Source organism: Parapedobacter soli, assembly GCF_025460835.1.
Lineage (GTDB): Bacteria > Bacteroidota > Bacteroidia > Sphingobacteriales > Sphingobacteriaceae > Parapedobacter > Parapedobacter soli.
Genome location: NZ_JAMXAY010000017.1, coordinates 21916 through 46980 on the forward strand (window position 1 = coordinate 21916; position 25065 = coordinate 46980).

Annotated in this window: 17 protein-coding genes; 6 read left to right on the forward strand and 11 right to left on the reverse strand. The window is 52.5% G+C overall.

The window, feature by feature from the left end; translation table 11 throughout:
• Positions 1-90 precede the first annotated feature (90 nt).
• Positions 91-1593 carry a Gfo/Idh/MocA family protein gene (locus NGM62_RS09460; protein ID WP_262247445.1) on the forward strand — a complete coding sequence of 501 codons (1503 nt, stop codon included), beginning with the start codon at positions 91-93 and terminating at the stop codon, positions 1591-1593.
• Positions 1594-1648: 55 nt separating this feature from the next.
• The gene (locus NGM62_RS09465) at positions 1649-2092 is read left to right on the forward strand and encodes an RrF2 family transcriptional regulator (RefSeq protein WP_262247446.1); all 444 of its coding nucleotides are present in this window, start codon (positions 1649-1651) and stop codon (positions 2090-2092) included.
• Between the two features lie 27 nt (positions 2093-2119).
• Here the strand turns inward: NGM62_RS09465 and NGM62_RS09470 are convergent, their stop codons facing one another.
• The 8 genes from NGM62_RS09470 to NGM62_RS09505 all read right to left on the reverse strand — a co-directional run bounded on the left by NGM62_RS09470 (position 2120) and on the right by NGM62_RS09505 (position 18673).
• On the reverse strand, positions 2120-3607 hold the full coding sequence (locus tag NGM62_RS09470; RefSeq protein WP_262247448.1) for a sodium:solute symporter: 1488 nt from the start codon (positions 3605-3607) through the stop codon (positions 2120-2122).
• Between the two features lie 14 nt (positions 3608-3621).
• The gene (gene murQ, locus NGM62_RS09475; RefSeq protein WP_262247449.1) at positions 3622-4437 is read right to left on the reverse strand and encodes an N-acetylmuramic acid 6-phosphate etherase; all 816 of its coding nucleotides are present in this window, start codon (positions 4435-4437) and stop codon (positions 3622-3624) included.
• A 154-nt stretch (positions 4438-4591) separates the two neighbouring features.
• A complete protein-coding gene (locus NGM62_RS09480; protein WP_262247450.1) occupies positions 4592-8212 on the reverse strand; it encodes a glycoside hydrolase family 9 protein in 3621 nt (1206 codons plus the stop codon).
• An 80-nt stretch (positions 8213-8292) separates the two neighbouring features.
• Positions 8293-10131 (reverse strand): RagB/SusD family nutrient uptake outer membrane protein, encoded by a 1839-nt coding sequence (locus NGM62_RS09485; RefSeq protein ID WP_262247451.1) that lies wholly within the window; start codon positions 10129-10131, stop codon positions 8293-8295.
• 11 nt (positions 10132-10142) lie between these two features.
• Entirely contained in the window at positions 10143-13628 is a 3486-nt protein-coding gene (locus NGM62_RS09490; RefSeq protein ID WP_262247453.1) for a SusC/RagA family TonB-linked outer membrane protein, read from the reverse strand.
• A 48-nt stretch (positions 13629-13676) separates the two neighbouring features.
• A complete protein-coding gene (locus NGM62_RS09495; protein ID WP_262247454.1) occupies positions 13677-14924 on the reverse strand; it encodes an exo-beta-N-acetylmuramidase NamZ family protein in 1248 nt (415 codons plus the stop codon).
• Positions 14925-15336: 412 nt separating this feature from the next.
• Positions 15337-16857 carry a glycoside hydrolase family 10 protein gene (locus tag NGM62_RS09500; RefSeq protein WP_262247456.1) on the reverse strand — a complete coding sequence of 507 codons (1521 nt, stop codon included), beginning with the start codon at positions 16855-16857 and terminating at the stop codon, positions 15337-15339.
• Between the two features lie 28 nt (positions 16858-16885).
• The gene (locus NGM62_RS09505) at positions 16886-18673 is read right to left on the reverse strand and encodes an N-acetylmuramoyl-L-alanine amidase (RefSeq protein WP_262247458.1); all 1788 of its coding nucleotides are present in this window, start codon (positions 18671-18673) and stop codon (positions 16886-16888) included.
• A 169-nt stretch (positions 18674-18842) separates the two neighbouring features.
• Between NGM62_RS09505 and NGM62_RS09510 the strand changes: the two genes are divergently transcribed.
• From NGM62_RS09510 to NGM62_RS09525, 4 genes are all read left to right on the forward strand, one after another.
• The gene (locus tag NGM62_RS09510) at positions 18843-20144 is read left to right on the forward strand and encodes a UDP-N-acetylmuramoyl-tripeptide--D-alanyl-D-alanine ligase (protein WP_262247460.1); all 1302 of its coding nucleotides are present in this window, start codon (positions 18843-18845) and stop codon (positions 20142-20144) included.
• Between the two features lie 137 nt (positions 20145-20281).
• Positions 20282-21535, forward strand: a complete 1254-nt coding sequence (locus tag NGM62_RS09515) for an efflux RND transporter periplasmic adaptor subunit (RefSeq protein WP_262247462.1) — start codon at positions 20282-20284, stop codon at positions 21533-21535.
• A gap of 216 nt (positions 21536-21751) precedes the next feature.
• On the forward strand, positions 21752-21982 hold the full coding sequence (locus tag NGM62_RS09520) for a DUF433 domain-containing protein (RefSeq protein WP_262247464.1): 231 nt from the start codon (positions 21752-21754) through the stop codon (positions 21980-21982).
• 4 nt (positions 21983-21986) lie between these two features.
• Complete coding sequence (locus NGM62_RS09525) at positions 21987-22349, forward strand: DUF5615 family PIN-like protein (protein WP_262247466.1); 363 nt, start codon at positions 21987-21989, stop codon at positions 22347-22349.
• A gap of 33 nt (positions 22350-22382) precedes the next feature.
• Here the strand turns inward: NGM62_RS09525 and NGM62_RS09530 are convergent, their stop codons facing one another.
• The 3 genes from NGM62_RS09530 to NGM62_RS09540 form a co-directional block, all read right to left on the reverse strand.
• Positions 22383-22643 carry a hypothetical protein gene (locus tag NGM62_RS09530; protein ID WP_262247467.1) on the reverse strand — a complete coding sequence of 87 codons (261 nt, stop codon included), beginning with the start codon at positions 22641-22643 and terminating at the stop codon, positions 22383-22385.
• A gap of 71 nt (positions 22644-22714) precedes the next feature.
• Positions 22715-23791: a Gfo/Idh/MocA family protein gene (locus NGM62_RS09535; RefSeq protein WP_262247469.1), complete on the reverse strand. Its 1077-nt coding sequence runs from the start codon at positions 23789-23791 to the stop codon at positions 22715-22717.
• Between the two features lie 57 nt (positions 23792-23848).
• Positions 23849-25060 (reverse strand): nucleoside permease, encoded by a 1212-nt coding sequence (locus NGM62_RS09540; protein ID WP_262247471.1) that lies wholly within the window; start codon positions 25058-25060, stop codon positions 23849-23851.
• Positions 25061-25065: the final 5 nt, after the last annotated feature.

Sequence of the window (25065 nt, forward strand, 5' to 3'; positions counted from 1 at the left end):
ATCCAAAAAAATACCGATATTTAGGCTCCAGAAGCCAGTGGTCACGGTATCATGACTCCTCGCCATTATAGAACCGAAAGAAATTGAATAATGACGGACCTATCCAGACGTAAATTTATCCGGAACACGGCGGCTGCCGCGGGGTTTTCAATTGTTTCCAGCCACGTGTTGGGCAGGATAACAGGCCACGTGGCGCCTAGCGATAAGCTAAACATCGCCGGTATCGGCGTGGGGGGCGTGGGACGCCGCAACCTCGCCAACATGGCTACCGAAAATATCGTAGCGTTGTGCGACGTGGATTGGCGTTATGCGGCAAAAACATTTGGCGACTACCCCGATGCCCGCCGATTCAAAGATTGGCGGGTGATGTTTGACGAGATAGGTGACTCCATAGACGGAGTGATGGTGGCCACGCCCGACCATACCCATGCCGGCGTAACCGCACATTCCATCACCCTGGGAAAGCATTGCTACACACAGAAACCCCTCACCCACTCGGTATATGAGTCGAGGCTGCTCACCAAGCTGGCCGAAAAATACCGCGTGGCTACCCAAATGGGCAACCAAGGCAATTCCTTCGACTGGTGCCGCAGCATAACGGAGTGGATACAATCGGGCGCCATAGGCGACGTATATGAGGTGCACTGCTGGACCAACCGGCCCATCTGGCCGCAGGGGCTCAACCTGCCTACCGGCAGCGAACCCGTACCGAGCACGCTCGACTGGAATCTCTTTATCGGCCCCGCCGAGCAACGGCCCTACCACCCGGCATATACTCCATGGAACTGGCGCGGGTGGTGGGACTTCGGAACCGGTGCACTCGGCGATATGGCATGCCACATCATGGACCCCATCTACTGGGCGCTCGACCTGAAATACCCTACCAAAGTGTATGGCAGCTCCACGCTGAGCAACCTCTACTCCGCACCCCATGCCCAGATGGTGCATTATACTTTCCCCGAACGGCCCGCCAAGGGCAAGGTGAACATGCCCGAAGTGAAGGTGGTATGGTATGATGGTGGCCTACTGCCCGAACGGCCTGCCGAACTGGCGCCAGGAAAAATGCTGGGCGACCCGGATGGGGGAATTATTTTTGTGGGCACCAAAGGCAAAATCATGACGGGTTGCTTCGGCATGAACCCTACCCTACTGCCCGAAAGTGAAATGGCCCACTTCCAAGAGCCCACACCGTGGATACCCCGCATCGAGGGCGGCAATGGCAACATCTGGGATACCAACGCACACGAGCAGGAGTGGATTCGCGCAGCGAAAGAATCGCCCCGCAACCGTACCGAATCCTCATCCCACTTCGGGTTTTCCGGGCCATTCAATGAGGCCGTGGTGATGGGCGTGCTGGCCGTAAGGCTTCAAGGCCTCAATAGGGAGCTCCTCTGGGATGGCGAACACATGGAGTTTACCAACATCGGGGCCGATGAAAAGATACAAGTGGTAACGGCAGACAACTTTGAAGTCATCGACGGCGACCCACGGTTCGACCGCCGGTTTACCGAGCTGAATGCTGCAGACGCCGCCCGCGAATGGATAAACCATACGTACCACAACGGATTCGCACTGCCGGAAATGCCCCAGTGAATTGACAGAAAATTATTGCTATCTTTGTTAGTTGATAAACTACTAGGAGTCAGGGATGTTATCCAAAAAAACAAAATACGCCATCAAGGCACTGATAGTATTAGGGCGGAATTACGGTAAGGAGCCCATGCAGATCCTTCGTATTGCGGAAGCTGAACGTATTCCCAAAAAGTTCCTCGAACAGATTTTGTTGGAAATGCGCAACGCAGGCATCTTATACAGCAAAAAGGGTGCTGGGGGCGGCTACAGCCTCAACAAAGCCCCCGAAGACATCCGCCTGTCGCAGGTGATGCGCCTTATCGATGGTCCCATAGCGCTGCTGCCGTGCGTGAGCCTCAATTTCTACCGGAAATGCGACGAATGCAAGGAAGAGGAAGTGTGTGGTATCCGCGATGCATTCATCGACGTACGCGATGCTATGCTCCAGATACTCAATGATACCAGTATTGCCGACATCATCAACAAGGAAAAGCGGCTGGCAATCGATATCGACATTTAACCGGCAGATACTTACCGACCCCTAAGATCAGGTGGTTGCCGGGGAGGCAGGCTTACCCAACGACGAAGTAGCCCACAGCATCAAACACGTGAGTGCACCATTGTAGATGATCAGCTCAAAACCGACCGCATAACTCGTATACGGCTCCACAACAAACGTATTGGTCAAATAACATAATAGCGGTGACAGCACGCAGATGTAAGGTACCAAACGATCTGCCACGGGCAGCTTGGTGAGGATACCGAAGGCGAAGAGCCCCAGTAGGGGCCCGTAGGTATAGCTGGCCGCAGTGAAAATTGCATTGACCACCGAGTCGTTGTTGATGACCCGAAATACGAGGATAACCAGCAACATGACAACCGAAAACCCGAAATGCACGCGGTTGCGCGTGCGCACCAGTGCCCGGTCATTGGGGTCGGCCTTCTTATTGAAGTTAAGGAAATCGACACAAAACGAAGTGGTCAGCGCGGTCAGCGCCGAATCTGTGGTGGCAAATGTGGCTGCGGTAAGCCCCATCATAAACACGATGCCGGGCACAATAGCCAAATGGTGAAGTGCAATCTCCGGATAGAGGTAATCCGGTGTAGGCATAGCCGCAACGTCGATTCCGTTCTGGCCGGCGTAGATATACAGCAGCGCACCTACCGCTAGGAAGAACAGGTTGATTACCACGAATATACCCGTAAAGGTGAGCATATTCTTCTGTGCTTCACCAATAGTTTTCATACTCAGATTCTTCTGCATCAGGTCTTGGTCAAGCCCAGTCATGGCTACCGTCACGAAGATACCGCCGAGGAAGTGCTTCCAGAAATGGATGCGATCACCCAAGAAGTCATCCCAGAAAAAAATCTTTGAATAACTGCTTTCTTTCACCGTCTCTATGGTTTCCAGCAGGCTGAGGCCAAGACTATCGGCCATGAAGTAGATAGACAGTACCACGGCCAGCAGCAGAAAAAAGGTCTGCAACATGTCGGTCACAATGATGGTCTTCAGCCCTCCTTTATTGGTGTACAGCCAAATGAGCAGCAAGCACAAGGCAATTGTAACGGCGAAGGGTATATTCCACGCATCGAAGATAAACCATTGCAATATAATGGCTACCAAATAGAGGCGGAAAGCCGACCCGATAGTGCGCGATATGAGGAAAATCATGGCTCCCGTCTTGTAGCTGCGGTGCCCCAGTCGTTCTTCGAGGTAGGTATAGATAGAGGTAAGGTTCATCCGGTAATACAGCGGCAACAACACGTACGCGATGATAACAAACCCCACGGCGTTGCCAAGGATAAACTGGAAATAACCGAAGTCGCTGTGTCCTACCGCACCCGGCACGGAGATGAACGTAACGCCCGACAGGGCAGTGCCGATCATCCCGAATGCCACCATGTACCACTTGGCACTCCGGTTGGCCACGAAAAATGCGGAGTTATCGGCCGATTTGCGCGACGTAAAACAGGCCACACCAAGCAACAGGCTGAAATAAACAACCAAAAACAGAAGAAGGACGGTAGGTGTCATGCAGTCTTATGAGTTTAATGATCCGTTACGCGTGAATGTTCGATGGCTTTACGTACGCTACCGTACTTTTCCAGTAAATCAGACGCGGTTTGGGCATCGATACCCGTCTCTTCCATAATAATACGGATGCCCCGGCTGAACAGCTTGTTATTGGTGAGCTGCATATCAACCATTTTATTCCCCTTCACGCGGCCCAACTGGATCATCACCGTGGTGCTTATCATATTGAGCACCAGCTTCTGGGCTGTACCCGCTTTCATACGGGTGGAACCCGTTACAAATTCGGGGCCCACGATCACTTCTACGGGGAAACCGGCAGCCGCGGCTATCGGCGTATTATCGTTGCAAACGATACACCCCGTTACGAGCCCGGCTTCATTGGCTCGTCGGAGGGCACCGAGCACATAAGGCGTTCCACCGGATGCCGCTATACCCACTACCACATCTTTGCTGTTGATGCCATGCTCTTGCAGATCTATCCACGCCTGCTCCATGTCGTCCTCCGCAAATTCCACTGCCTTGCGGATGGCGGTATCGCCACCGGCAATGATGCCGATGATCCAATCGTAAGGTACCCCGAAAGTGGGCGGGCACTCCGAAGCATCCAAAATACCCAGCCGGCCGCTGGTGCCGGCACCGATATAAAACAACCGACCACCTTCTTTCATGGAAGCCACGGTAACTTCGATAAGGCGCTCGATCTGGGGGATGGCTCGCTGCACAGCCGACGGCACCGTCTGGTCTTCGTTGTTGATATTGACCAACAATTCACTTACCGTCATTTTGTCCAAATCCTGGTAATTCGATTCTTTCTCCGTGGTATTTGTCATCTCTCTCGTTGTTGTTATTCTACTCGGTGACCCCCGCTATCGATACGTTGTCTGCCCTGTATTAGTCCGTTTCGTTTTGAGCAACCAAAAGTCGTTAAAGTAAAGAAAAAACGACTACAAATTAGTGAAATAATTCATCTATCCGTTTAAATGTCTACTTTTCTGGCTGTGCCTCCTCACGCGCTTGCTGTTCTTTGGCCGCTAGCAGATAAATCAACGACGCCGTACCATCCATGGTAGGCTCATTGGTACTGTAGTCGCCATAGTCGTCATGGTAGACTGCCAGATCTGACTGGAACGGCTCATGTGCATCTGGCTTGGTAAGCCGGATACCGATGAGATTATTGAATATGCTGCCGTACACGGGGCCATCAACCAGGCCGCCGTCTATCGGATAACTCTCCAAGTGGGTAAACGCTGAGTGTGGGTCGGTTGGTGTATCGCCCCACGCCGGCAGGCCATACACCATGCTTGTACCCCATGGGTTGCAACCGAAGAGCCAGTCGAAATTGGCTTGCTCAAGCTGCGCATACGTATCGTCGTCCGCCAGTTCGCGGTACCATTGGCACTGGATGGCGAATGATGTGGTGAGGTTATTGCTGCACCAGATGAACGGCACACCCCGGTAGAAGGCATTCTGCCCCGCGCGCGCCCACACCTGCTCGATGCCTTGCCGGTAGTAGGCTATCACCTCATCGCGCTGGGCACCTTCCAGGTGTTGTGCCAGCTCGCGGTGCGCCAAGTTGATGAAGGGGTACCATTGGTAATGGGCTGCCGTATCTTGCGCCATCCAGGGTGTAACCGGCTCTTGCCGCGCGTAGGACAGGGCGTCGTTCAGAAAGCGTTCGTCGCCGGTGGCCTGCCATTGGGTCGCTGCGGCCAATGCCATGTCATCTACCCAGTTGTCTTCCGCATAGATGTAGGGCGACAAGATCGAGACCGTTTGCGTAACGCCCGGCTTCCGGTTTGCAAAATCATAAGCCGTGGAAGCCTTGCCACTCAACAACTGGGCGTAGCCTTGGTTCACCTGCTCGAAGAGCGTACTTCCGAGGTTGAAGGCACTGGTAAACTTGGCCGCCGTAGAGCTGGTACCGGTGGTATTGTTCATAAACTTACCGCGTTGCTGCGGCTCACCATCGATAAAGTATACGGGCCGCTCGTAACCACGGCCATAGAAATCGTCTTCACCCGGCATGCGCATGCCGGCATGGTCCCTGTCGTCAGCAATCTGGTTGAACAGCAGGTGTGGCTCGGGGTGCATTTTCAGCAGCCAATCCAACCCCCATTTAGCCTCATCGAGCACGTCGGCCACGCCATTGCTACCGTTTAGCCCGTTGGCCTGTTTGTGGTCGCTGAAAACATCTGGGAAATCGCGGTATGCTGCCAACAGATGATAGGTAGCATTGGCAGAAGTGGTGGAATATTGTAAATAGTCTGACGCATCATGCCAGCCGCCAGCCACGTCGATGTGTGTACTATCGGGCAGACCTGCGCCGGACGCGTAGAGGGTGAACCCGTCGTGCGTGTGGCAACTATCCTGCAGGAACGGGTTGAACAGCGTACGTTGCTGCCGCATGTAACGCAGGGCAAAGTCGGCGGCGCCATCATAAACATCCGGGGCGATACGGAACTGGGGCGAGCGGGCGCCATCTACCTCAAGGTAATAGGTACCCGTATCTACATGGGCCGAAAAATCGAGCCGATAAGAGGTACGGAACGGCCCATACGCCCCAAAGTTGTTGCCTGTGCGGCCGGTATACACCGGCCTGCCCGTGTGTGCTTCAATAAGTGAAAATTTACGGAAATGTTGCGTGCCTTTGCCGCCCAATACGGCCACCTTGACCCCTTGTGGTGTATAGCCTAGCTGGTTGATGCGGATCCAAGCCCGCTCTTCAGGGTCGCCGTAAGCTAAGCAGACCACCTTGCCATCCATTGTGCTGGCCACCAGCTGCCGGTCTTTTAGCGGCAACATGGGGTTCACCATTGCATTGGAAAGCTTATACTGCCATATCACGGTGCCGCTGGTTGCATCCAGCCCACTTACCAGTCCCGAGTGGCTGGGAACGAATACCTGTCCGTCGTTAGCCGCAATAGCCGAAGGTGTGAGCTCATAAGGTAGCTGCAGGGCTGAGGTCCAGTCAATCTGCATGGTATCGGCAGAAGTAGAGACACCCAGTACCTGGCCATCCATTGTCTTCACATACACAAGCCTACCGTCTTCGGACAAGCCCATAGATTCGCGGACCCGGATGCTATCGACTTTCTTGCGCCATACTTCCGAGCCGGTACGGGCATCGAGCGCGGTCATGTACCTGTCGGGCGCAACGATAAATACGCGGCCATTGGCCCCTACGGGATAGCAAGCCGCCGGTGAAAGCATACGGCTAGAAGCGCCGTTAGACCACTCCCATTTCAGCCGGCCATCGGCCGGGTCGAGCGCATAGAAGCCATTGCCCCACGAGCCGAAATACAGCGTATTTTCATACAGGAGCGGTTTGCCAGACACGTAGCCTTTTACGTCATCGAACGACCAGCGCAGCTGGCCTGACTTGATATCGATGGCACGGAATACACCGTCGGAGGCACCGATATAAGCCATTCCTTTATGCACCAGTGGGGAGCCCAGCACGGCCTTATCAGCCGCAAGGCGCCACCGTTCTTTGCCTGTTTTGGCGTCGAGGCCATAGATGTGCCGGTCGGTAGAGCCTACCACCACGTAATCTTTCCACACTGCCGGGGTCGAGTACACCTTGCCACCGGTTTGGAAGCTCCATACCTTACGGCCCGTCTGCGCATCGAGCGCATAGACCTGCCCGGCGGTATTGGCCGTGATTACGAACTGCTTATAGGCAGCCAGTCCGGCACCGATATCGCTATTATCTTGGAAAGACCATGTCTCCCGCACGGCTGCGTGCCGGGTGTTCACGTCGTAGCTCGGGCGATCGTAATAGCGGCGCTCTGATGTGAAATCGTGGTTGACCAACGGAACCGTAGCCCACGCCGGCCGGGTGCCCACTCCCGGATTGCGCTCCCGGTAGGTAGCTTGGCCGTTGCCGATGGTAACGATGTTGTAGCCGCCCACGGTGTCTTTTGCCCGTAGGTTAGACCGCCCCATGATGCCGGGGATACCTTCGAAGTCGTATTGCTTGTTCTGGTGGCCGTGGCCACAGAAAAAGAGCTGCACATTACGTGTCTTTATGCGGTCGAGCGCTTCGAACCAGTTGTTGAGCGATGAGTCTTGCGGATAATGATTTACATAGATAAGCGGCATATCCGAGTCGGGGTTTGCCGCGAAGAGGGAGTCCATCCACACCAGGTTTTCGCGGGGCACTTGCCCGGGGCTCATCCGCATATTGGGGCCCGAGTTGGTGCCCACGAAGAAATAACCGTTGTGCACGAAGGCGAACGTTTCGCTACCGAACACCTCACGGAAGCTGTTACCCCCGCTTTCGGACCAATTGGTGTCGTGGTTGCCCGGTATAATGTACCATGGGATGGTGAGGCTATCCAAAATCTGTTTAGCAAGCCGCAGCTCATCATCCGAACCGAATTCGGTCACATCCCCCGACAGGATTACAAAGTCGAGATCGGGGTTGGCATTAATATCAGCTACCGTGCGCCGCAGGTCGTCTGCCGCCGTTGAGCCGCCCACGTGCGTATCGGTGACATGTGCGAATTGAAAGGGCTGGGCATCTACGGCCAACGCCGTAAAAAGCACCAGCACCTTCAACAGCACTATTGGTTTTAATAGGTAAGGAGGTCTTTTAGCCGTCATGCGTTCGTTTAATAAGGTCGCCCTTAACGGGGCGACCTTTCCTATATACAATCAAGTTAGTACATTCACACTGCAACATGTTATTCCCAACCTCTGGTTTGAGTAAGGGTGTAACCCTTTTCCATATAGTCAACAATCTGCGATTGCCCTACAGGCGATAGATACACCTCATCACCAAATTCATTGCGGTTAGACGCATTCTGGATCATGAAATAACCCACCATATCGGCGGCATTGCTACCATTGTAAGTCACCACGGTACCGTCTTCCTTCTGCACCTTCAGCACGTCCACATAACTTTCCTGGATATAGGCAGGCACTTCCGCCTGTATATCTACCCAAGGACCAAGGAAGCGATCGGCGTCTTTGCTGTAATCCATGTATTCGATTTTCTTCCAGCGCTTGATGTCCAATAGACGGCTATATTCAAAGAAGAATTCCATACGGCGTTCCCGGCGGATTTCCCACATCAACGGCGACACGTCCGCATCGCGGTCAGGGTCATTGGGAAGTGCCGTTAGTAACAGCGGCGCCGTTTTCTTCACCCCTTTGGCAATCGCAACTTCATCAAGTGGCCTGTCGCGAATAGCATTAATCGACGCGTCAATATCAGCTTGGGTAACGGCTGCGCCACCGAAATTCTCGGCCAATACGGCCTTCGCCTCGATCCAATTGAGTACCGGCTCGGCAAGCCGCATAACCGGCGCATCGCTCGTGTTGGTATTGCTGCCCCAGGCGGGCGGATAGCCCCGGCCGATATAGGTCATCGCCTCGCGCGAGGCGAACTTATACGTATAGAACAACGACGCGGAAGCCGGAAGTGGCCGCTCAAAGAATGTCGCTTCGAAGCGAGGGTCACGCGTTACAGCTAAATCGGCAATGGAGAAGCTGGAGGCATCGGCTACCGACGAACTTTGCCACACGTCGCCATCGTTACAGATAAAAGATTTGACCATATCCAGGTTGGCCCCTACCGGCTGCCCTTCAGTACCATTATTGTAGGAGCCGATGTGGTGAGTGATACCCAGCCCTGCATCATACGTACGCCATAGCATCACCTCCGGATTTCCAGCTAAGTCTTCCGAGGCAAAAAGGCTTTTGAAGTCGCTCGTGAACGAGTAAGGACCACTCATGGCAAAGGCCGCGCTTTCCACTGCAAACTCCAGGTATTTCTGCGCACGGGTAGCATCCAGCCCGTGGTAGTGCAGGAAGGTCCCTTCGAACAGCATGAATCGCGATATGAAGGCGGCTGCGATGTACTTGTTCAGTTTTTGCTCACCATCATCCGCACGCATGTTTTCCATCACGAACTTGAAATCATCGTACACGGCATCCATCACGACGCCGCGGTCATCGCGGTCCTTGAACAATTCGTCCCAGGCATCGTCAGCCACCACGTGGTCGTAATACGGCACGTCGCCGAATACACTTACCAGGCGGCTATACTCAAACCCCCTGAAAAAACGGGCTACCGCCATCCAGTGGTTAAAGGCATCTGGTGCCAGGTTGGGTTGTGCAACATTCTGTAGGCGATCAATGAAAATATTGGCTTTGCGCACCCAGGCGAAGTTCCACGTGGGCCCTGCATATTGGGTCATCCAAGCGGCACCCTCGCTAGCCGAACCCCTACTGGAGGGCACACTGCTCTCGAAGTGGCTTTGCACATTACGGCCGGTCAAGTCGTCGGAAAAGGTGTATCCCCTTACCGGCGTATAGTCGACACCCCAAGCACTATTATAGCCCACAAAATAGTTGGTGTAAAACCCATTGGCAAACAAGTCGATGTCGGTTTCGTTACGCCAAAAATTATCGTCGACTGGCTGAGTCAATGGCGGCCGGTCCAAGACTTCTTCACTACACGCAACCAAAAGTAACGAGGCTGCGCAGACACTGTATATCAATTTATTTAGAAGTTTCATCGTATTTGATTTTAGAAGTTCAACTGAACACCAAAGGAAACGCTCTTGAATGCCGGCACACCTACACCCGTGCGGCCCAAGTTGTAGTTACTTAAATTCCACATCGAATACCCGCTGATGGCTTCCGGATCAATGGGCAACCCGTTGAGGTTATCCCAAGTCATGATATTCTCAAGCGAAGCGTATACACGCAAGGTGTTAACGCCTATCTGGTTGAGTAATGACGCGGGCAGGGAATAGCCCAACATGACGTTCTTGATGCGGAGGTACGACATATCCAACAGGTACTTCGACTGCACTTGCATGTTATTACCTGAATTACCGCCACCCATGTCGTAGGCTGCCGGATAGAATGCGTCGGTATTATCTTCGGTCCAATAGTCGTCTGCTATCGCTGCTGGCATGGCACCGTCTGAGGTATTGAACCCGGGGATAGCCAGGTTACCACCACCCCACATCTGACGACTTCCCACACCCTGGAAGAAGATGGCAAAATCGAAGCCCTTGAAATCAGCACCAAAACGGAGTCCGTATTCATAACGGGGGGTTTCGTTACCGATAACCTCCAAGTCGCCATGGTCATCGAGCAGTGAGCTGCCATTGTCCAGTTCCCCATCGCCGTTAAGGTCAACAAACTTAACATCACCCGGCCCAAAGAAGAAATTGGCACTGTTTTGCAGGTAGGCTTGGTAAACCGGCTTTTCCCCGTTGGGACCAGGTTTCAATTTATATGCCTTGCGGCCAGCATATTTGGCGCTCTCCGCATCCGTAAGGGTGATTTGTATGGGATCGCCGTTATCATCCAATTCGAAATCATCTTTTTGGTAGAGCCGATCCGTGCGGTAACCCCAAATTTCGCCGAACGTTTTACCTACGTAGTAGCTATTTACCCCTTGCGTGGTTCCATAAGCTGTGATTGTGGATACAGCGTCCGAAATATTACCACGGAAACTGATGCCTAAGCCGTTGTCAAATCGGTGGTTGAAGTCAACAGCGAGCTCCCAGCCCTCGGTACTTAACGAACCATAGTTGCTCCGTGGTGCGCCCGTACCGAAGGTAAGGGGCACTCCTTCTGCCGGCACAATCATGTTTTCCGTATCACGGCGATACCAATCAAATATGAAACCGAGCCGGTTATTTAAAAAACGGGCATCCACACCGAAATCGAGTGTAGTGATATCCTGCCAGGTAATCGCTGCCGATACGGCAGTGGGTGTACCCACATAGTTTACGCGCGTACCGCTGCCTCCGATCCATGTCGACTGACCCGTAGACATGGTCGGAATATACAGACTGTTAGGTACCGTTTGGTCACCAATCGAACCCCATGAGCCCCTGAACTTCACTAAATCGAGCCACGAGCGCGTACTTTCCATAAACGCTTCCTCGCTCAGCACCCAGCCCGCGGAGAACGATGGAAACCACCGCCATTTCAGATCGGTGGGGAATTTGGACGAGCCGTCATACCGGAGGTTACCTTCAAAGAGGTATTTGTTTTGGTATGCATAGTTCACACGGCCGAAGTAACCCAGCTGGGACTCCCAGTAGGTGCCACCACCACCTGTCCACGTACCGATACCGTAACCGAACTGCGGGTTCACGATGTCGGTGAGGTTGGTGACTTGTGTATAGTGGTTAGACCAATCGTCTGTCACGCGGTTCAACCCCAGCATGAACTTGAAATGGTGGTCGTCTTCCAGATCCAAGTTATACGTGGTAAAGGCGTTAACGGTATGCTTATATGAATTTTGCGATAGTTTATAGATGTGATCGGGGTTGGATCCCGGCGCCGTATATGTATGTGAGAGCAAGTCGTATGCCGGCATGGCGCCATTACCCGGGCCGGATACCACCTGCCCGGCGTCATTGACGTAGATTGGATTTCCCGCCTCATCGAGGCGTGCGATCGGAGCGATCCATGAGTCGCGGGCGGTATATTTCGTGCCGGGCCGATCCCATATATGCTCCTCATTAGCATAGGTGTAGTCGGCATCGACCGTCCAGTTGTCCGTCAGCTTCAGGGTGCCTCCCAGGTTCAGGTTCGTGTATTTATACAGTAAACTGGCCGTGCTGGCCGCTGCCACCTCACTGGCCGGACTCCGTATAGGGTCGCCATTCTCATCGTTACCCAATGGGTAAAGCGGGCTCCAACGGAATAGGTACAACCACGGATCTGCCGTCGTAGAGTTGGTAACATAAGGGTATTGCTTGTTCCGCTCGGAATAGAGCGCGCCGGCCCTTGCTGTGAAATACTTATTGATCTCACTGGTTACTTTCACGGACGCATTATAGCGTGTAAACTGGTCTTTTTTTGCCTGTTTCATCATCCCATTTTGGTCGAGCATTGCCAAACCGATATTATAAGATGTTTTGCCACTGGCACCGCCTAGCGACAAATTGTGCTGTTGGGTAGGTGCCCATTCGCGGACCATGATTTCATAGGGATCATATACACGCACACCATATTTATACGGTCCGGCGGGATCGAAGTACCAATCGCGGCCATACACCGTGGGATCATTAGCCCCGATGGTGCCACCATATTTTTCCTGCCACTCGACCGCACGTTCATAGCTTTCGCGGTTGATCTTATAGAATGCGCCTGTTACCGATCCGTCTATACGCTCCAAGGCATCCAGGGAATATTTCAGGCCGTTCACACCTGCCATCTCTAAATCCTTCCATGGGTTCTGGAACGAAAAGTTGTTTGAGTAGTTGACCTGCGGTTTCTCGGTACCGGTGCCCGTTTTCGTAGTGATCAAAATGACCCCGAAGGCCGCCTTCGAGCCGTAGATCGATGCCGCAGCAGCATCTTTCAGCACTGTAATCGACTCGACATCTTGCGGGTTGACCAATTGGATACTGGGAATCTCGACGTTGTCAAGGAGGATCAGGGGAGAAGATCCACCATAGATAGAGCCAATGGCACCTCTAATCTTAATCAAGGGGTCGGAACCAACCTCCCCGCTGGGAATACTGACACTCAGCCCGGGTGCAGCACCTTGGATGGCGCGACCGACATCGGCAATCGGCCTTGACTCCAAGGCTTCTTTAGTGCTGATGGTCGAAACCGCCCCGGTGAGGTTGCCGCGCCGTTGCGTACCGTAACCCACCACGACTACCTCGTCGATACTGCGATCGGCAGGTTGTAGCGTCACCGCCATGGTTGTGGAAGTCACTTCCAGATCTTGTGTCGTAAAGCCAATCATTGAAAAGCGCAGTGTGCTGCCCATCGTGGCGAAAATCGAAAAGTTACCGTTTTCATCGGTACTTGTAGCGCCTTGGCCACCGACTACCGCAATACTGACCCCTGGCAACGGCCCCTCCGGCCCCGTTACCGTTCCCCTAACCGTCTGCTGTGCCGCATCCGATAGGCTTACTCGTATTGCGCCCGTTGCTCCTGAACGGTCGAGCATCGCTTTCGCCCCGGTTGAACCGAGGGCCCAAAGCATCATGCTCAGCGCAATCATCATCGAGAATCGTACTAGTTTTCTCATTTTCTTAAGCGTTTAGTTAGTTAATGCATAAAATTAGGTGTGAAAAAATTATTCAAAATCCGGGTATAACAAGTATTTCTTACGCATGGTCTTATAGGCAGCCAAGTCGTCTGCCCAGGACTCCCTGATTTCCGACTCGGTTTGCCCCGCGGTGATCTGTTTGCGGAGCTCATCGGTACCAGCCAGCTTGTCGAAAAATTCGGGACGCGAGAAAAACGTATCTTTAAATGGCGCTTTCTGATAAAAGTCGATAAGGTATTTCAGTGTAAAGGTCTGCTCTTGGGCTGGTAGGTCGCGCAGGTCCAACCCATAGCACAGGTTCCCCTGCTGCTCCACATGTGCAGCCATACCGGGGCGCGTACCGGGGGTAAACGTGAAGTCACCGAACACCGGGTCGGGATATCCCAACACCTGGAACGGCCAATCCGTACCGCGACCCACACTGATATCGGTGCCCTCAAACAGGCACAGCGACATATACAACCTTACGGACAACGCGTTCGGTAAACTGGGCGAAGGGATAACAGGAAGTTCGTAAGGCGTGCTGTGGTCGTAGTTTTCTACCGTAATCACTTCCAGATCACACTGGGTACCATTATCCAACCAGCCTTCACCATTAATCATCTTTGCCAACTCGCCCACGGTAAGGCCATGTATCATCGCAATCTTATGGTAGCTTACATTCGATTTGAACTTGTCATCTTTACGTACCGGCCCGTCCACCTGGTCGCCGTTGGGATTTGGGCGGTCCAATACAATTACCTTCTTCCCATGGTTCGCGCACAACTGCATCACGCGGTGCATTGAGGTGATGTATGTATAAAACCGGGCTCCTACGTCTTGGAGGTCAAACAGCATCACGTCGACAGAGGCAACGATCGAATCGGCCTTTTCGTTTTTGCCATAGAGAGAGTACAGCGGCAAACCCGTCTGCTCATCGACATCATTGGATACTTTTTCCCCCCGCTCGATATCGCCGCGGAAACCGTGCTCGGGAGCAAATGCAAATTTGAGGTCCACGTCGTTTTCAAGCAGCACATCCACCAGGTGGCGGTCGCCCACCACCGAAGTCTGGTTGCCCATCAGCCCCACTTTCTTGCCTGCGAGCAGCGGCAAATAACGATCGAGCTGCTCGGCACCCGTTTGGATGGCAGCAGATAGGGTGGTATCAGCAGTCGTACCATCGGCTTGCTGTGCGTTGCTGCCGCACGACAGCACAGATACCAGCGGAAGGACCGCCAATGCAAAAAATACCCTCCGTATTACGTTGTTTCTATTTTGTAAAAAAAAGCCCATGCAACATTTATAAGGTCTACATTCAATTGGACATACAATGATAGTCAATATTTTTTAAAAACATGCATGTTTATGCATGTTTTTTTAAAAAAAGCAAAAAAACACAAACTAAAAAGAACACCCACGCAGCTCATTAAACCTTCAATATATTGTTTATCAACATATTAAACAAAAAGGAGATTATCGGTTAAATGCTTGATTGCGATTTTATGCATGTTAAGGCGTGCTAAAAAAAGCCTGCATCCACATCGCGGACACAGGCTCGTGCTTAATCTAATAGGCTCTTCTCACTATGGTGTATCCCACCAAACAGGTGTATCCAGCGACTCCTGGGTGGGGATACTGATTGAATTATTTACTTGCCTCATAACCATTGTCTAATGTCTATTGTCTAATGTCTATTGTCTATCGTCTATTGTCTATCACCAAAACCACTCTCATTACCCAGCCGGTCTACCGCCGTCACCTTAACATCCGCCAATGCCGTCTCGCCGTCGGCTGCATAGGTGGCTAGCTTCAATGTCTGGGTATCATGCGGCAAGATGGTGTAATCCCAATTCTCATCATAGCGGTAGTACACCACCCACTTGAATACGTCGTCGGGGTCGGCGTGCGACCAGCTTACTTCCACTTCACTTCCGTGTTTTTCGTGGGTAACCACCGGTGCATCAGGGGCCTCATTGCCCAACCACGGACTGGCGGGTACCAGTGCCTCCTTTTTATAGGGGCCGTCCAGCAGGCCTTGTGCCAAAAGCGGGTTCCGCGTGAGCGACGAGATACTCCAATGCACGGCACCTTTGCTTGCCGGCACGATACCGCGCGTGATCATGATCTGGTTGGTCACCTCTTTCAGGTTGGCCTCATCGCCACCCCGCCCTACATTCATACCGGGCCAAAGGTGGCGGCCCACTGTATTTTCCTGTTGCCACCAGCCCAGCAGCACGGGGAAGCTTTGGGGGATCTGCGATATCGGCCAATACAGCTGCGGTGTGAAGTAATCTATCCATCCCTTGTTCAACCACAGCTTGGCATCGGCGTACAGCTTGTCGTACTGGTCCATCCCTGCGATGCCTGCTGGATAGCCGGGGCGCCAGATGCCAAAGGGGCTCAATCCGAACTTCACGTGTTTTTTAGTTGCCTTGATTTCCCGGTATACGCGTTCAATGAATTGGTTCACCTGGCTCCGCCGCCAATCACCACGCGACAGCCTGCCGCCGTCCTGCTGATAGGCTTCCCACGAATCGTCATCGGGAAAATCCGCACCACCGTTGTATGAGTCGTACGGATAGAAGTAGTCATCGAAATGCACCCCATCGATATCATAACGCTTCACGATGTCCATCACCACCGCTGCCGCATGATCCTGCGTGGTCCTTTTAGCCGGGTCGAACCACCAATAGCCCTCCTTTAGCTTCACGACCGACTCCGGCATCCGGTTAACCATGGATGGCAGCTCCACCTCACCTGCCGCTACATGGTGGGCCCGGTACGGGTTTAGCCATACATGCAGCTCAAGGCCGCGTTTATGAGCTTCGTCTACCCAAAAGGTCAATGGATCGTAGAAGGGATCAGGCGGCGTCCCCTGCTTGCCGGTGAGGTAATACGACCAGGGCTCGAGCGCACTATCGTAAAGTGCATCGGCCTGCGGCCGCACTTGGAAGATAACGGCATTGAAGTGGTGGTCTTTCAGAAAGTCGAGTATGATGAGTGCTTCTGCCTGCTGGTCGGCAGTGTTCAACCCGGGTTTGCTCGGCCAGTTGATGTTGGCTACCGTCGCCACCCACGCAGCCCGGAACTCCCGCAAAGCTGGCGTTGGTGGCACCGACGACGAATCTTGCATAGCTGGCTTACCTACCGCATAAGAAGAAAAGAACCCGATACAGAGCAGCAAACACTTGGATATACTGCTTTTCAGCTTGAAACGTCGTTGCATTATTTGGTCATTTACGTATACTTATTATTTATGGTATGGAATCCAAGAAACCCTTGACACCATCCACAATACGCCCCGCAACCTCATCCTGGAACGCAGGGTCCAGCAGCCGCTCTTCGTCGGCAGGATTGGAAAGGAACCCCACCTCCACCAGTACGTTGGGCAGCTCCGTCGGTGCGTTCAACGTGAAGTTGAACCCGCCCACATTGCCGAAATCGGCCAGTCCTAACTTCCGCATCTCCGCCAGGATATGCTGCGACAACGGCCGATATGCCTGGTGGCGGTAGTAAGTGGATACCCCCTGCACCATCGGATTACGGGAAGAATTGCAGTGGATACTGATCAACAGGTCGGCCTCCGACTGCCGGAACCGCTGCAACCGGTAACTGTTTGCCACCGACTGGTCGCGCGTGCGGGTCATGATCACCATACTCCCCGCCGCTTCCAATGCAGCCTTCAGCTTCAGGGCCATCGATAGGTTGAGCTCCTTTTCCAGTACACCCGTCATACCCGACGCACCGCGATTGCTACCACCGTGTCCGGCATCTACTGCAATAGTAAGTCCCCGCAAGTCTAGCCGGTCAGGCTGCGGCTTCACCCGGATAACCAACATATTTTTCTCATATCCAACATGATACCCCCACAACTGTTTCTCTTTTAGTTCGATAAACACGCGGAAAACATCCTTGCTTACCTGTTCATACCAAACATTGCTGATTGCCCGGAGGCCCTCCTTCTGCGTAATCCAATTGCTGTTTGATACAGCACCGTAAACATCAACAACAATACGCGTGGGGTGCTGCTGCACCACGTGGGTATACGGGAGCCGTTCACCCAAACCAATCCGCACGAAATCGTACGTGCTGTCAGAGGTTATCGACCAGCTGCCGGTAAGTGAGTATGGGCGGAAATGTACGCCCTCTTGTAAGCGCAGGCTGCTCACCGGAATATAAGCCTGGGCTTGACCGGAAAGCCGAACCCGGTACATATCGCCCATCTTTCCGGTTACCTCCAGCTTTACCAAGCTATCGAGGTGGCCCATCTTAGCCCCGCCCAGGCGATCGCTACCCAACCCATAAAACAGTGGTGCATGACCGGTCGCTGTCAATCCGGTCAGCACATGCGGTTGGTTGAGCACGGTGATCCGCTGTCGACTTTCCACCGTGACTGTTTTTTGGGTTGCTTTATCACGCAAGTAAAACGACACGGGTAAGCCGGTAAGACTATCCGATGGCTTGAGAATATATTCGCCCCGATAGATACCTGCAACACCGGCCGCAGCAGTATCGACTTCAAAAAGAGGGGTATTGTTATAAAACGTGGCCTCCATGCCCGGTGTCGCTTTCATCTCTACTTGGAGGAGGTCGCCCGGTTGCAACCAAAGGTCGCCCGCAGGCAATATCCGGGCATATTCGATAGCAAATCCCACCGTAGGCTGTGGCGGTTCTGGCTTTTCATACACCAACACCAGCCTTTTGCGCAACGTATCTGTGCCCATCACGTGACAGACCTGCAATTCGTTTATTCCCAGCTGCAGATGTAACGGAGCCGCAAAGACACCGGTACTGTATACCGGGACGTCCACGCCGTTGACAGACAATGTCCCTGCAGGGTCCGCGATTCCCCGGAAATACACGGGCGTATCGATGATGACCGTGCTGTCTTTTAGCGGGGATTTGATGGTTAACCTAGCACGTTGCTGCCCCATAGCTGTTTCCGAGCATACACCGACAATTCCGATAATGCTTAAGCAAAGTATCGCAACACAGCGTCGCCACTTATCGTTAGTCCGTAGATGATCAATCGTTCGATTCATACGAGTAGCCTTTTCCTTTCCGTTTTAACCGGTTTATCTTTTGGCAGAGCAAGGATAAATAAAAATAGTGGAAAAGATTGCATGTTCTTGCGCTTTTATTTGAATATGTTGCAATAAAGCGTATTTCTTTGATGCGGGCTAACCCGAACTTTTTCCCTAAACTTGCATTATGGAAGCCGAATCATTGTATCCTTATTACCGCCAACATCCTGTCATTAGCACGGATACCCGGGATATCCGGCCCGGCAGCCTCTTCTTCGCCTTGAAAGGGGAGCGTTTCAACGGGAATCGATTTGCGGCACAAGCACTCGAAAAAGGTGCTAGCTACGCCGTGGTGGATGAAGCGCAGGCGGACAATGACGAGCGTTACTTATACGTCGACAATGTACTCGCAGCCCTCCAGGAACTGGCCCTCCACCATCGCGCCCATCTCAATATCCCCGTTATCGGTATCACGGGGACGAACGGGAAAACCACGACGAAGGAGCTGATTTATGCAGTGCTATCGCAACGGTTCGATACCCATGCCACAAAAGGCAACCTGAACAACCACATCGGCGTTCCGCTGACTATCCTTTCCATCACTGCACAGACCGAAATCGCCATTATCGAAATGGGAGCCAACCATGTGGGTGAAATAGCTTTTCTCTGCGGAATTGCACAACCCACGCACGGATTGATCACGAATGTCGGCAGGGCACATTTGGAGGGCTTCGGAAGCTTCGAGGGTGTAAAGAAAGCCAAAGGTGAGCTCTATGACCACTTGGCTTTGCACGGAGGAACATTATTTCTGCAAAATGATAACCCCATACTCCATGAGATGGCAGCTGCACGCTCGATTGCCCAAGTGGTTACCTATGGCGTCTCGCCGCAAAACCACATCATCGGGGAACTGGTCTCGGCCAATCCATTGTTGATCGTCAAGTGGACAACAGCCGGGGCAGACGGATACCACGTGATCCACACCCAATTGACCGGGTCTTACAATACCGAAAACATCCTTGCCGCAATCTGTATCGGCAACTCGTTTGGTGTGCAAACCGAGCAAATCAAACGCGGAATAAGTGAATACGTACCGACCAACAACCGTTCGCAACTCACCAAAACAGACCGCAACACCTTGATCTGTGACTATTACAATGCCAATGCCAGCAGCATGGCTGCGGCGCTTGAAAACTTGCGCACGTTAGAAGCAAATCGGAAGGCCGTTGTTCTCGGCGACATGTTTGAAATGGGCAACGATACTTACGAAGAGCATCGCAAAGTTGTGGAGGCAGCTCTTTCAGTGCATGCCAACCGGATAATATTTGTGGGTAAGGCTTTTTACGAACACCGCCGGGCAGAGGCCGAGTTTTACGACACTACGGAAGCGGCTAAAGATGCGCTCCTGGCCAACCCCATCCAACATGCACTGGTGTTGCTAAAAGCATCACGCGGTATGGCATTCGAAAAACTGGTGGAGGCACTATGAACACTGTCCATTACCGAACATGAGGTGTTCGATATCGAACAATTATATTTCAGCCACCAATACAACACATTGTATTCAAGACAGTTGCTTTTTTGGCACGGCATTAATAGTTGATAGGTAGTCACTGGAAAGAAAAAATGGATAGAGCATTACCGAAAAAACGCTGGAATAGCAAACGAATCACGATGGCAGTCGGCGCTGCAGCCATCTTGGCACTCATATTCGCAAGTTATTATTTCACCTCCGGCAACGCCCGGCTCAATGTGGATGCCGAGCGGATCACGATATCGGAAGTACGGGAAGACTCCTTCCGTGAATTCATTCCGGTGAACGGCAAGGTGCTTCCCATCACCAGTATTTTCTTGGATGCATCGGTTGGCGGCCGGGTGGAAGAAAAGTTCGTGGAGGATGGCGCCCGGCTCAAAAAGGGAGACCCTATCATGCGGCTCTCCAATACCGATTTGGAGCTGAGCTTGGTAACACAGGAAACGCAGGTATATAACAACCTCACCCAGATGCAGATTGCCCAAACGGCGGCTCAGCAGACGTCCATCGCCAACCGCAACCAGATGGCCGATGCGGAAAATGCCCTGAAAGAAGCTAAACGGGTGTTTGACCTCAACCAAACCCTCTACGAAAAGAAGGCGGTAGGGAAACAGGAGTACCTGCAGGCGAAGAACAACTACGATTACCAGGTGGAGCGCATTAAGCTGACCCGCGAGAACATTGCCCAGGACTCCATCCGCAGCGCCCAAACCCTCGATCAGAACAAGCAACTGTACGCCAGCGGCATGTCTGCCCTGGAACTGATGCGGCGCAAGGTGGGCGACCTGATCCTGCGGGCGCCCGTGGATGGTCAGCTCACCTCGTTCGACGCCGAAATCGGCCAGAGCAAAAACCCCGGTGAACGCCTTGGGCAGATTGACGTGCTAACGGGCTTCAAAGTCCGCGCGGATATCGACGAACATTACATATCACGGATATATCCGGACCTCGAAGGCGAGTTTACCTTCGCCGGCAAAAGCTACAAGCTCGTCATCAAAAAGGTATACACCCAAGTGACCAACGGCCGCTTCCAGGTGGACATGGAGTTTGTAAACGAAGTACCCGATGGCATCCGCCGGGGCCAGACGCTACAGATCCGCCTTGCCCTGAGCGACGAAACGAAGGCTGTCTTATTGGCCAAGGGAGGATTCTATCAACAAACCGGAGGCAATTGGGTATTCAAGCTTACAAAAGACGGCAAAACGGCTTACCGCGTGGACGTGCAACTAGGCCGCCAAAACCCAGACTATTATGAAGTGATCAGCGGGTTGGAGCCGGGCGACAAAGTGGTGACGTCAAGCTATGAGACGTACGAACGGGTGCAAGAGTTGAGTATTAGCAACTAGGAGTTAGCTGGCAACCATGATAAAGAACCATATCAAAACGCCATTCCGTACGCTGATCAAAAGCCGATCCTATTCTCCTTATCGTAAGCTCACAGGTCCTTAAGGCCGTATTGACGAGTCCGGCGGAGGAGTTTTCGGAACGAGCGATCACGAGATATCTGATTTTGTTATAATCGAGGGATTTAACTATCTTTGATAAAACATACGGAGGTATAAATGGACAATTTACTCGCGCGGATTACTATCAATCCGGATATTTGTCATGGGAAGCCGGTTATCAGAAATATGAGATGGCCTGTGGAAGTAATTTTGGACATGCTTTCGGCCGGAATGACTACGGAAGAGATTATCGAAGATCACCCCGAGCTGGAAAAGGAAGATATAATGGCCGCGCTTCGTTTTGCAAAGATTTCGGTATCTGGCCGATCATTAGCCGAGGCTGTATAGATACATGAAATTTTTACTGGATGTCCATATCGCATTTAAAATCAAAAACTTCTTGATTAACGATTGTCTTGTAGAAGCAATCCATGTCAACAATATTCTAGACGGTTACCACTCAAGCGACCACCAAATCGCTTCCTATGCTGACAAACACGGATTGACGGTGATAACAAAAGATATTGATTTCCGTAACACCTATTTCATCAAACAGATACCAAAGCGTATCATCAGGATTTGTTTAGGCAATATCAGTACGCAAGATCTGATTTCATTATTGAAAGCCCATTGGCTGGTAATTGAAAAGACGCATCAGCAATACGATAGATTTTATTGCGAAATCAGTAAGGAAGATATATCCCTAATTGCTTAAGCCGACACCATCGCATAGTGTCGCAGATGACACTCATAAGCGTTCAACCAGCTCTTCCGGTGTCTTCCGCGACAGGCCATAATAGAACAGTTGGCCGGGTACATATTTTTCCCTGAGTTCAAAATTCTCGAATGAGGGCCCGCCGGGGATGTGCATGTAACGCGATATATCCCGGGTGCCGCCGCTCCAGTAGCGGGCCCTCCCGTTTACCCGGACAGATAAGGAAGAGTTTTCCTTCCTCGCCAACTTGCCGGACCACATGGTCGCATTTTGAATGGTCAGTACCCATAACATCGTGTCAAACACAAAAATAAGCAGCCTCGCGGCGGCCGAAAACCTATTAATCAACCAATCGTGACTGTATGTTATCTCAGAAACACCGGCTTCCCCGTCTTGACCGATTCATCACATGCAAATGCGATCCGCAGGCTATCGATGGCATGCTGGGTCAATTCATCCAAATCCAAATCAGACCGTATCGCTTCGAGGAAAAACCGCTGCTCACGGTTGCATAGTTCCTGGTGGTCCGGCTCATCTTTCAGGTCAATCCATTCATCGGGTTTCACGAACGCGTTGTTATCATCGATTGCCGCGTGGTGCACGCGCAGTGATTCGGTTTTGGTATGTGCCGCTACGTTGTCGGAAAGCCCGCTCCCACCAGCATCCTTTGCGACGATGGAAACCGAGCCTTTCGGACCGATTACGTCCTTGATGAAAAATGCCGTTTCACTGATCATCGGCCCCCATCCTGCCTCATACCAACCCACCGAGCCGTCTTCGAAGCGGATTTGCAGCTGTCCGTAGTTATAGTTACCCTCGGGAATATCCTCGGTGAGCCGGGCGCCAATGGCGTTGACCTGTACCGGCTTGCTGCCGGTCATCTGGCACATCACATCGATGTAGTGCACGCCGCAGTCGACGATAGGGCTGAGGCTGGCCATCAGGTTGCGGTGCACATCCCACATACGGCCCTGGCTCTGCTGGTTGAGGTTCATGCGCATCACCAGCGGCTTACCCAATTGACCGCTGAGCTGGACGAAGCGTTGCCACGACGGGTGGTAGCGGAGGATATACCCGACAACTAATTTCTTGCCCAGACGCCTGGCTGCTTCCGCTACCCGTTCTGCGCCTTCCACCGTATCGGCCAGGGGCTTCTCGATAAACACATGGCAGCCATGCTCCATCGCCATGATGGCGTATGCTTCGTGGGTGTCCGGATACGTGGAGATGCACACGGCATCGGGCTTGGTATCCGTTAGCGCCTGGGCGTAGTCGCTGTAAAGCGGATATGTGCCGCCCAGCTGTTCGTTCAGCCGCACTTTACTGTCGCCGCGCGCCACCAGCCCGCAGATTTCGAAACCTTCCATGTCGTGATACGCCTGCGCATGCGACGCACCCATGTTGCCGCAGCCGACAACCAATACGCGCACCTTACTACCCATTTTTTCCATTTCTTTTTCCTTTGTTTATTTTTCCTACGCCTTTCTTGGCAACATCTATTACCTACCATTCTGTTCATCCACCGGCCGGTCTCTGAACGAAATCAGGAATACCACCAGTACAACCGCGGCGATGCCCGCCGGGACAAGCCAAACCCCTTGCCAATTAAACTGCATGGCCGACCCTTCCGGCAACATAAACCATTCGGTAATCAATCCCGCAATATATGAACCAATCAGCATACCTACTCCGTACGTCGCAACAGTAATCAATCCCTGCGCAGAACTACGGATACGGTCACCAGCCGTACGATCCACATAAATCTGACCGGATACAAAAAAGAAGTCATAGCATACGCCATGCAGTAAGATACCTAGATACAGCAGCCCCATGCCACTGTCGGCATCACCAAAAGCAAACAGTATATAACGTACAATCCATGCAATGATCCCTATGACTAAAATCACTTTGATGCCAAGGCGCCTGAAAGCAAAAGGTATAACAAGCAAAAACAGAAATTCTGAAAGTTGTCCAAGGGTCATCTTTCCTGCTGCATTCGTTATCCCAAGATCATTCAGATAGGGGTTGGCAAAACTGTAATAAAAGGATAACGGGATGCAGATAGCCAAAGATGCGAGGAAAAAAACCGAAAACGATCGCTGTTTGAATAACACCAGCGCTTCTTTTCCTAACACAGCGCCTAGGCTGGTTGTCGCAGTCCGGTCTGGCGGCGTTTCGGGAAGCATAAAGCTCACTAATCCCAGCACCGCCGACGCTCCTCCTGCAAGGTAAAACATGGACGTGCTGCTTTCCATGCCGAGGTAACCTAACAACAGACCCGCAACAATCCAGCCGGCCGTACCAAACACCCGGATAAGCGGAAATTCCCTGCCAGCATCTTTGAGCTGGCGGAAGGTGACGGAATTCATTAATGCCATGGTTGGCGCGAACAACAGTGCATAAAGTAACAGCAGCCACCAGAACACGCCGTAGTCGGCCGTATTGGCCAGTATAAGCAAAACGCTGGCACCGAGCAAGTGCAGTACACCGAGCACTCGTTGCGCTGCGAAATACCGGTCGGCCACCAGCCCCACAAATACCGGCGATAACGCCGCAGCGATAGAAAAGTTGGCATAAGCCGACCCCACCTGTACAGCGCTCGCACCGAGCTGGTCGAACAGGTAGGTGCCCAGAGTAACATACCAGGCCCCCCACGTGAAAAATTCCAGGAACATGGCCAACGAGAGCCGGACCCGAAGCCATAACGGCATATCTA

What these genes read in the sequence shown, in the direction of transcription:
- NGM62_RS09510 (WP_262247460.1), top strand. Translation starts at nt 18,843, where the DNA reads ATGGAAGCCGAATCATTGTATCCTTATTACCGCCAACATCCTGTCATT.
- NGM62_RS09460 (WP_262247445.1), top strand. Translation starts at nt 91, where the DNA reads ATGACGGACCTATCCAGACGTAAATTTATCCGGAACACGGCGGCTGCC.
- NGM62_RS09480 (WP_262247450.1), bottom strand. Translation starts at nt 8,212, where the DNA reads ATGACGGCTAAAAGACCTCCTTACCTATTAAAACCAATAGTGCTGTTG.
- NGM62_RS09540 (WP_262247471.1), bottom strand. Translation starts at nt 25,060, where the DNA reads ATGCCGTTATGGCTTCGGGTCCGGCTCTCGTTGGCCATGTTCCTGGAA.
- NGM62_RS09505 (WP_262247458.1), bottom strand. Translation starts at nt 18,673, where the DNA reads ATGAATCGAACGATTGATCATCTACGGACTAACGATAAGTGGCGACGC.
- NGM62_RS09515 (WP_262247462.1), top strand. Translation starts at nt 20,282, where the DNA reads ATGGATAGAGCATTACCGAAAAAACGCTGGAATAGCAAACGAATCACG.
- NGM62_RS09490 (WP_262247453.1), bottom strand. Translation starts at nt 13,628, where the DNA reads ATGAGAAAACTAGTACGATTCTCGATGATGATTGCGCTGAGCATGATG.
- NGM62_RS09525 (WP_262247466.1), top strand. Translation starts at nt 21,987, where the DNA reads ATGAAATTTTTACTGGATGTCCATATCGCATTTAAAATCAAAAACTTC.
- NGM62_RS09495 (WP_262247454.1), bottom strand. Translation starts at nt 14,924, where the DNA reads ATGGGCTTTTTTTTACAAAATAGAAACAACGTAATACGGAGGGTATTT.
- murQ (WP_262247449.1), bottom strand. Translation starts at nt 4,437, where the DNA reads ATGACAAATACCACGGAGAAAGAATCGAATTACCAGGATTTGGACAAA.
- NGM62_RS09530 (WP_262247467.1), bottom strand. Translation starts at nt 22,643, where the DNA reads ATGTTATGGGTACTGACCATTCAAAATGCGACCATGTGGTCCGGCAAG.
- NGM62_RS09470 (WP_262247448.1), bottom strand. Translation starts at nt 3,607, where the DNA reads ATGACACCTACCGTCCTTCTTCTGTTTTTGGTTGTTTATTTCAGCCTG.
- NGM62_RS09465 (WP_262247446.1), top strand. Translation starts at nt 1,649, where the DNA reads ATGTTATCCAAAAAAACAAAATACGCCATCAAGGCACTGATAGTATTA.
- NGM62_RS09535 (WP_262247469.1), bottom strand. Translation starts at nt 23,791, where the DNA reads ATGGGTAGTAAGGTGCGCGTATTGGTTGTCGGCTGCGGCAACATGGGT.
- NGM62_RS09485 (WP_262247451.1), bottom strand. Translation starts at nt 10,131, where the DNA reads ATGAAACTTCTAAATAAATTGATATACAGTGTCTGCGCAGCCTCGTTA.
- NGM62_RS09520 (WP_262247464.1), top strand. Translation starts at nt 21,752, where the DNA reads ATGGACAATTTACTCGCGCGGATTACTATCAATCCGGATATTTGTCAT.
- NGM62_RS09500 (WP_262247456.1), bottom strand. Translation starts at nt 16,857, where the DNA reads ATGCAACGACGTTTCAAGCTGAAAAGCAGTATATCCAAGTGTTTGCTG.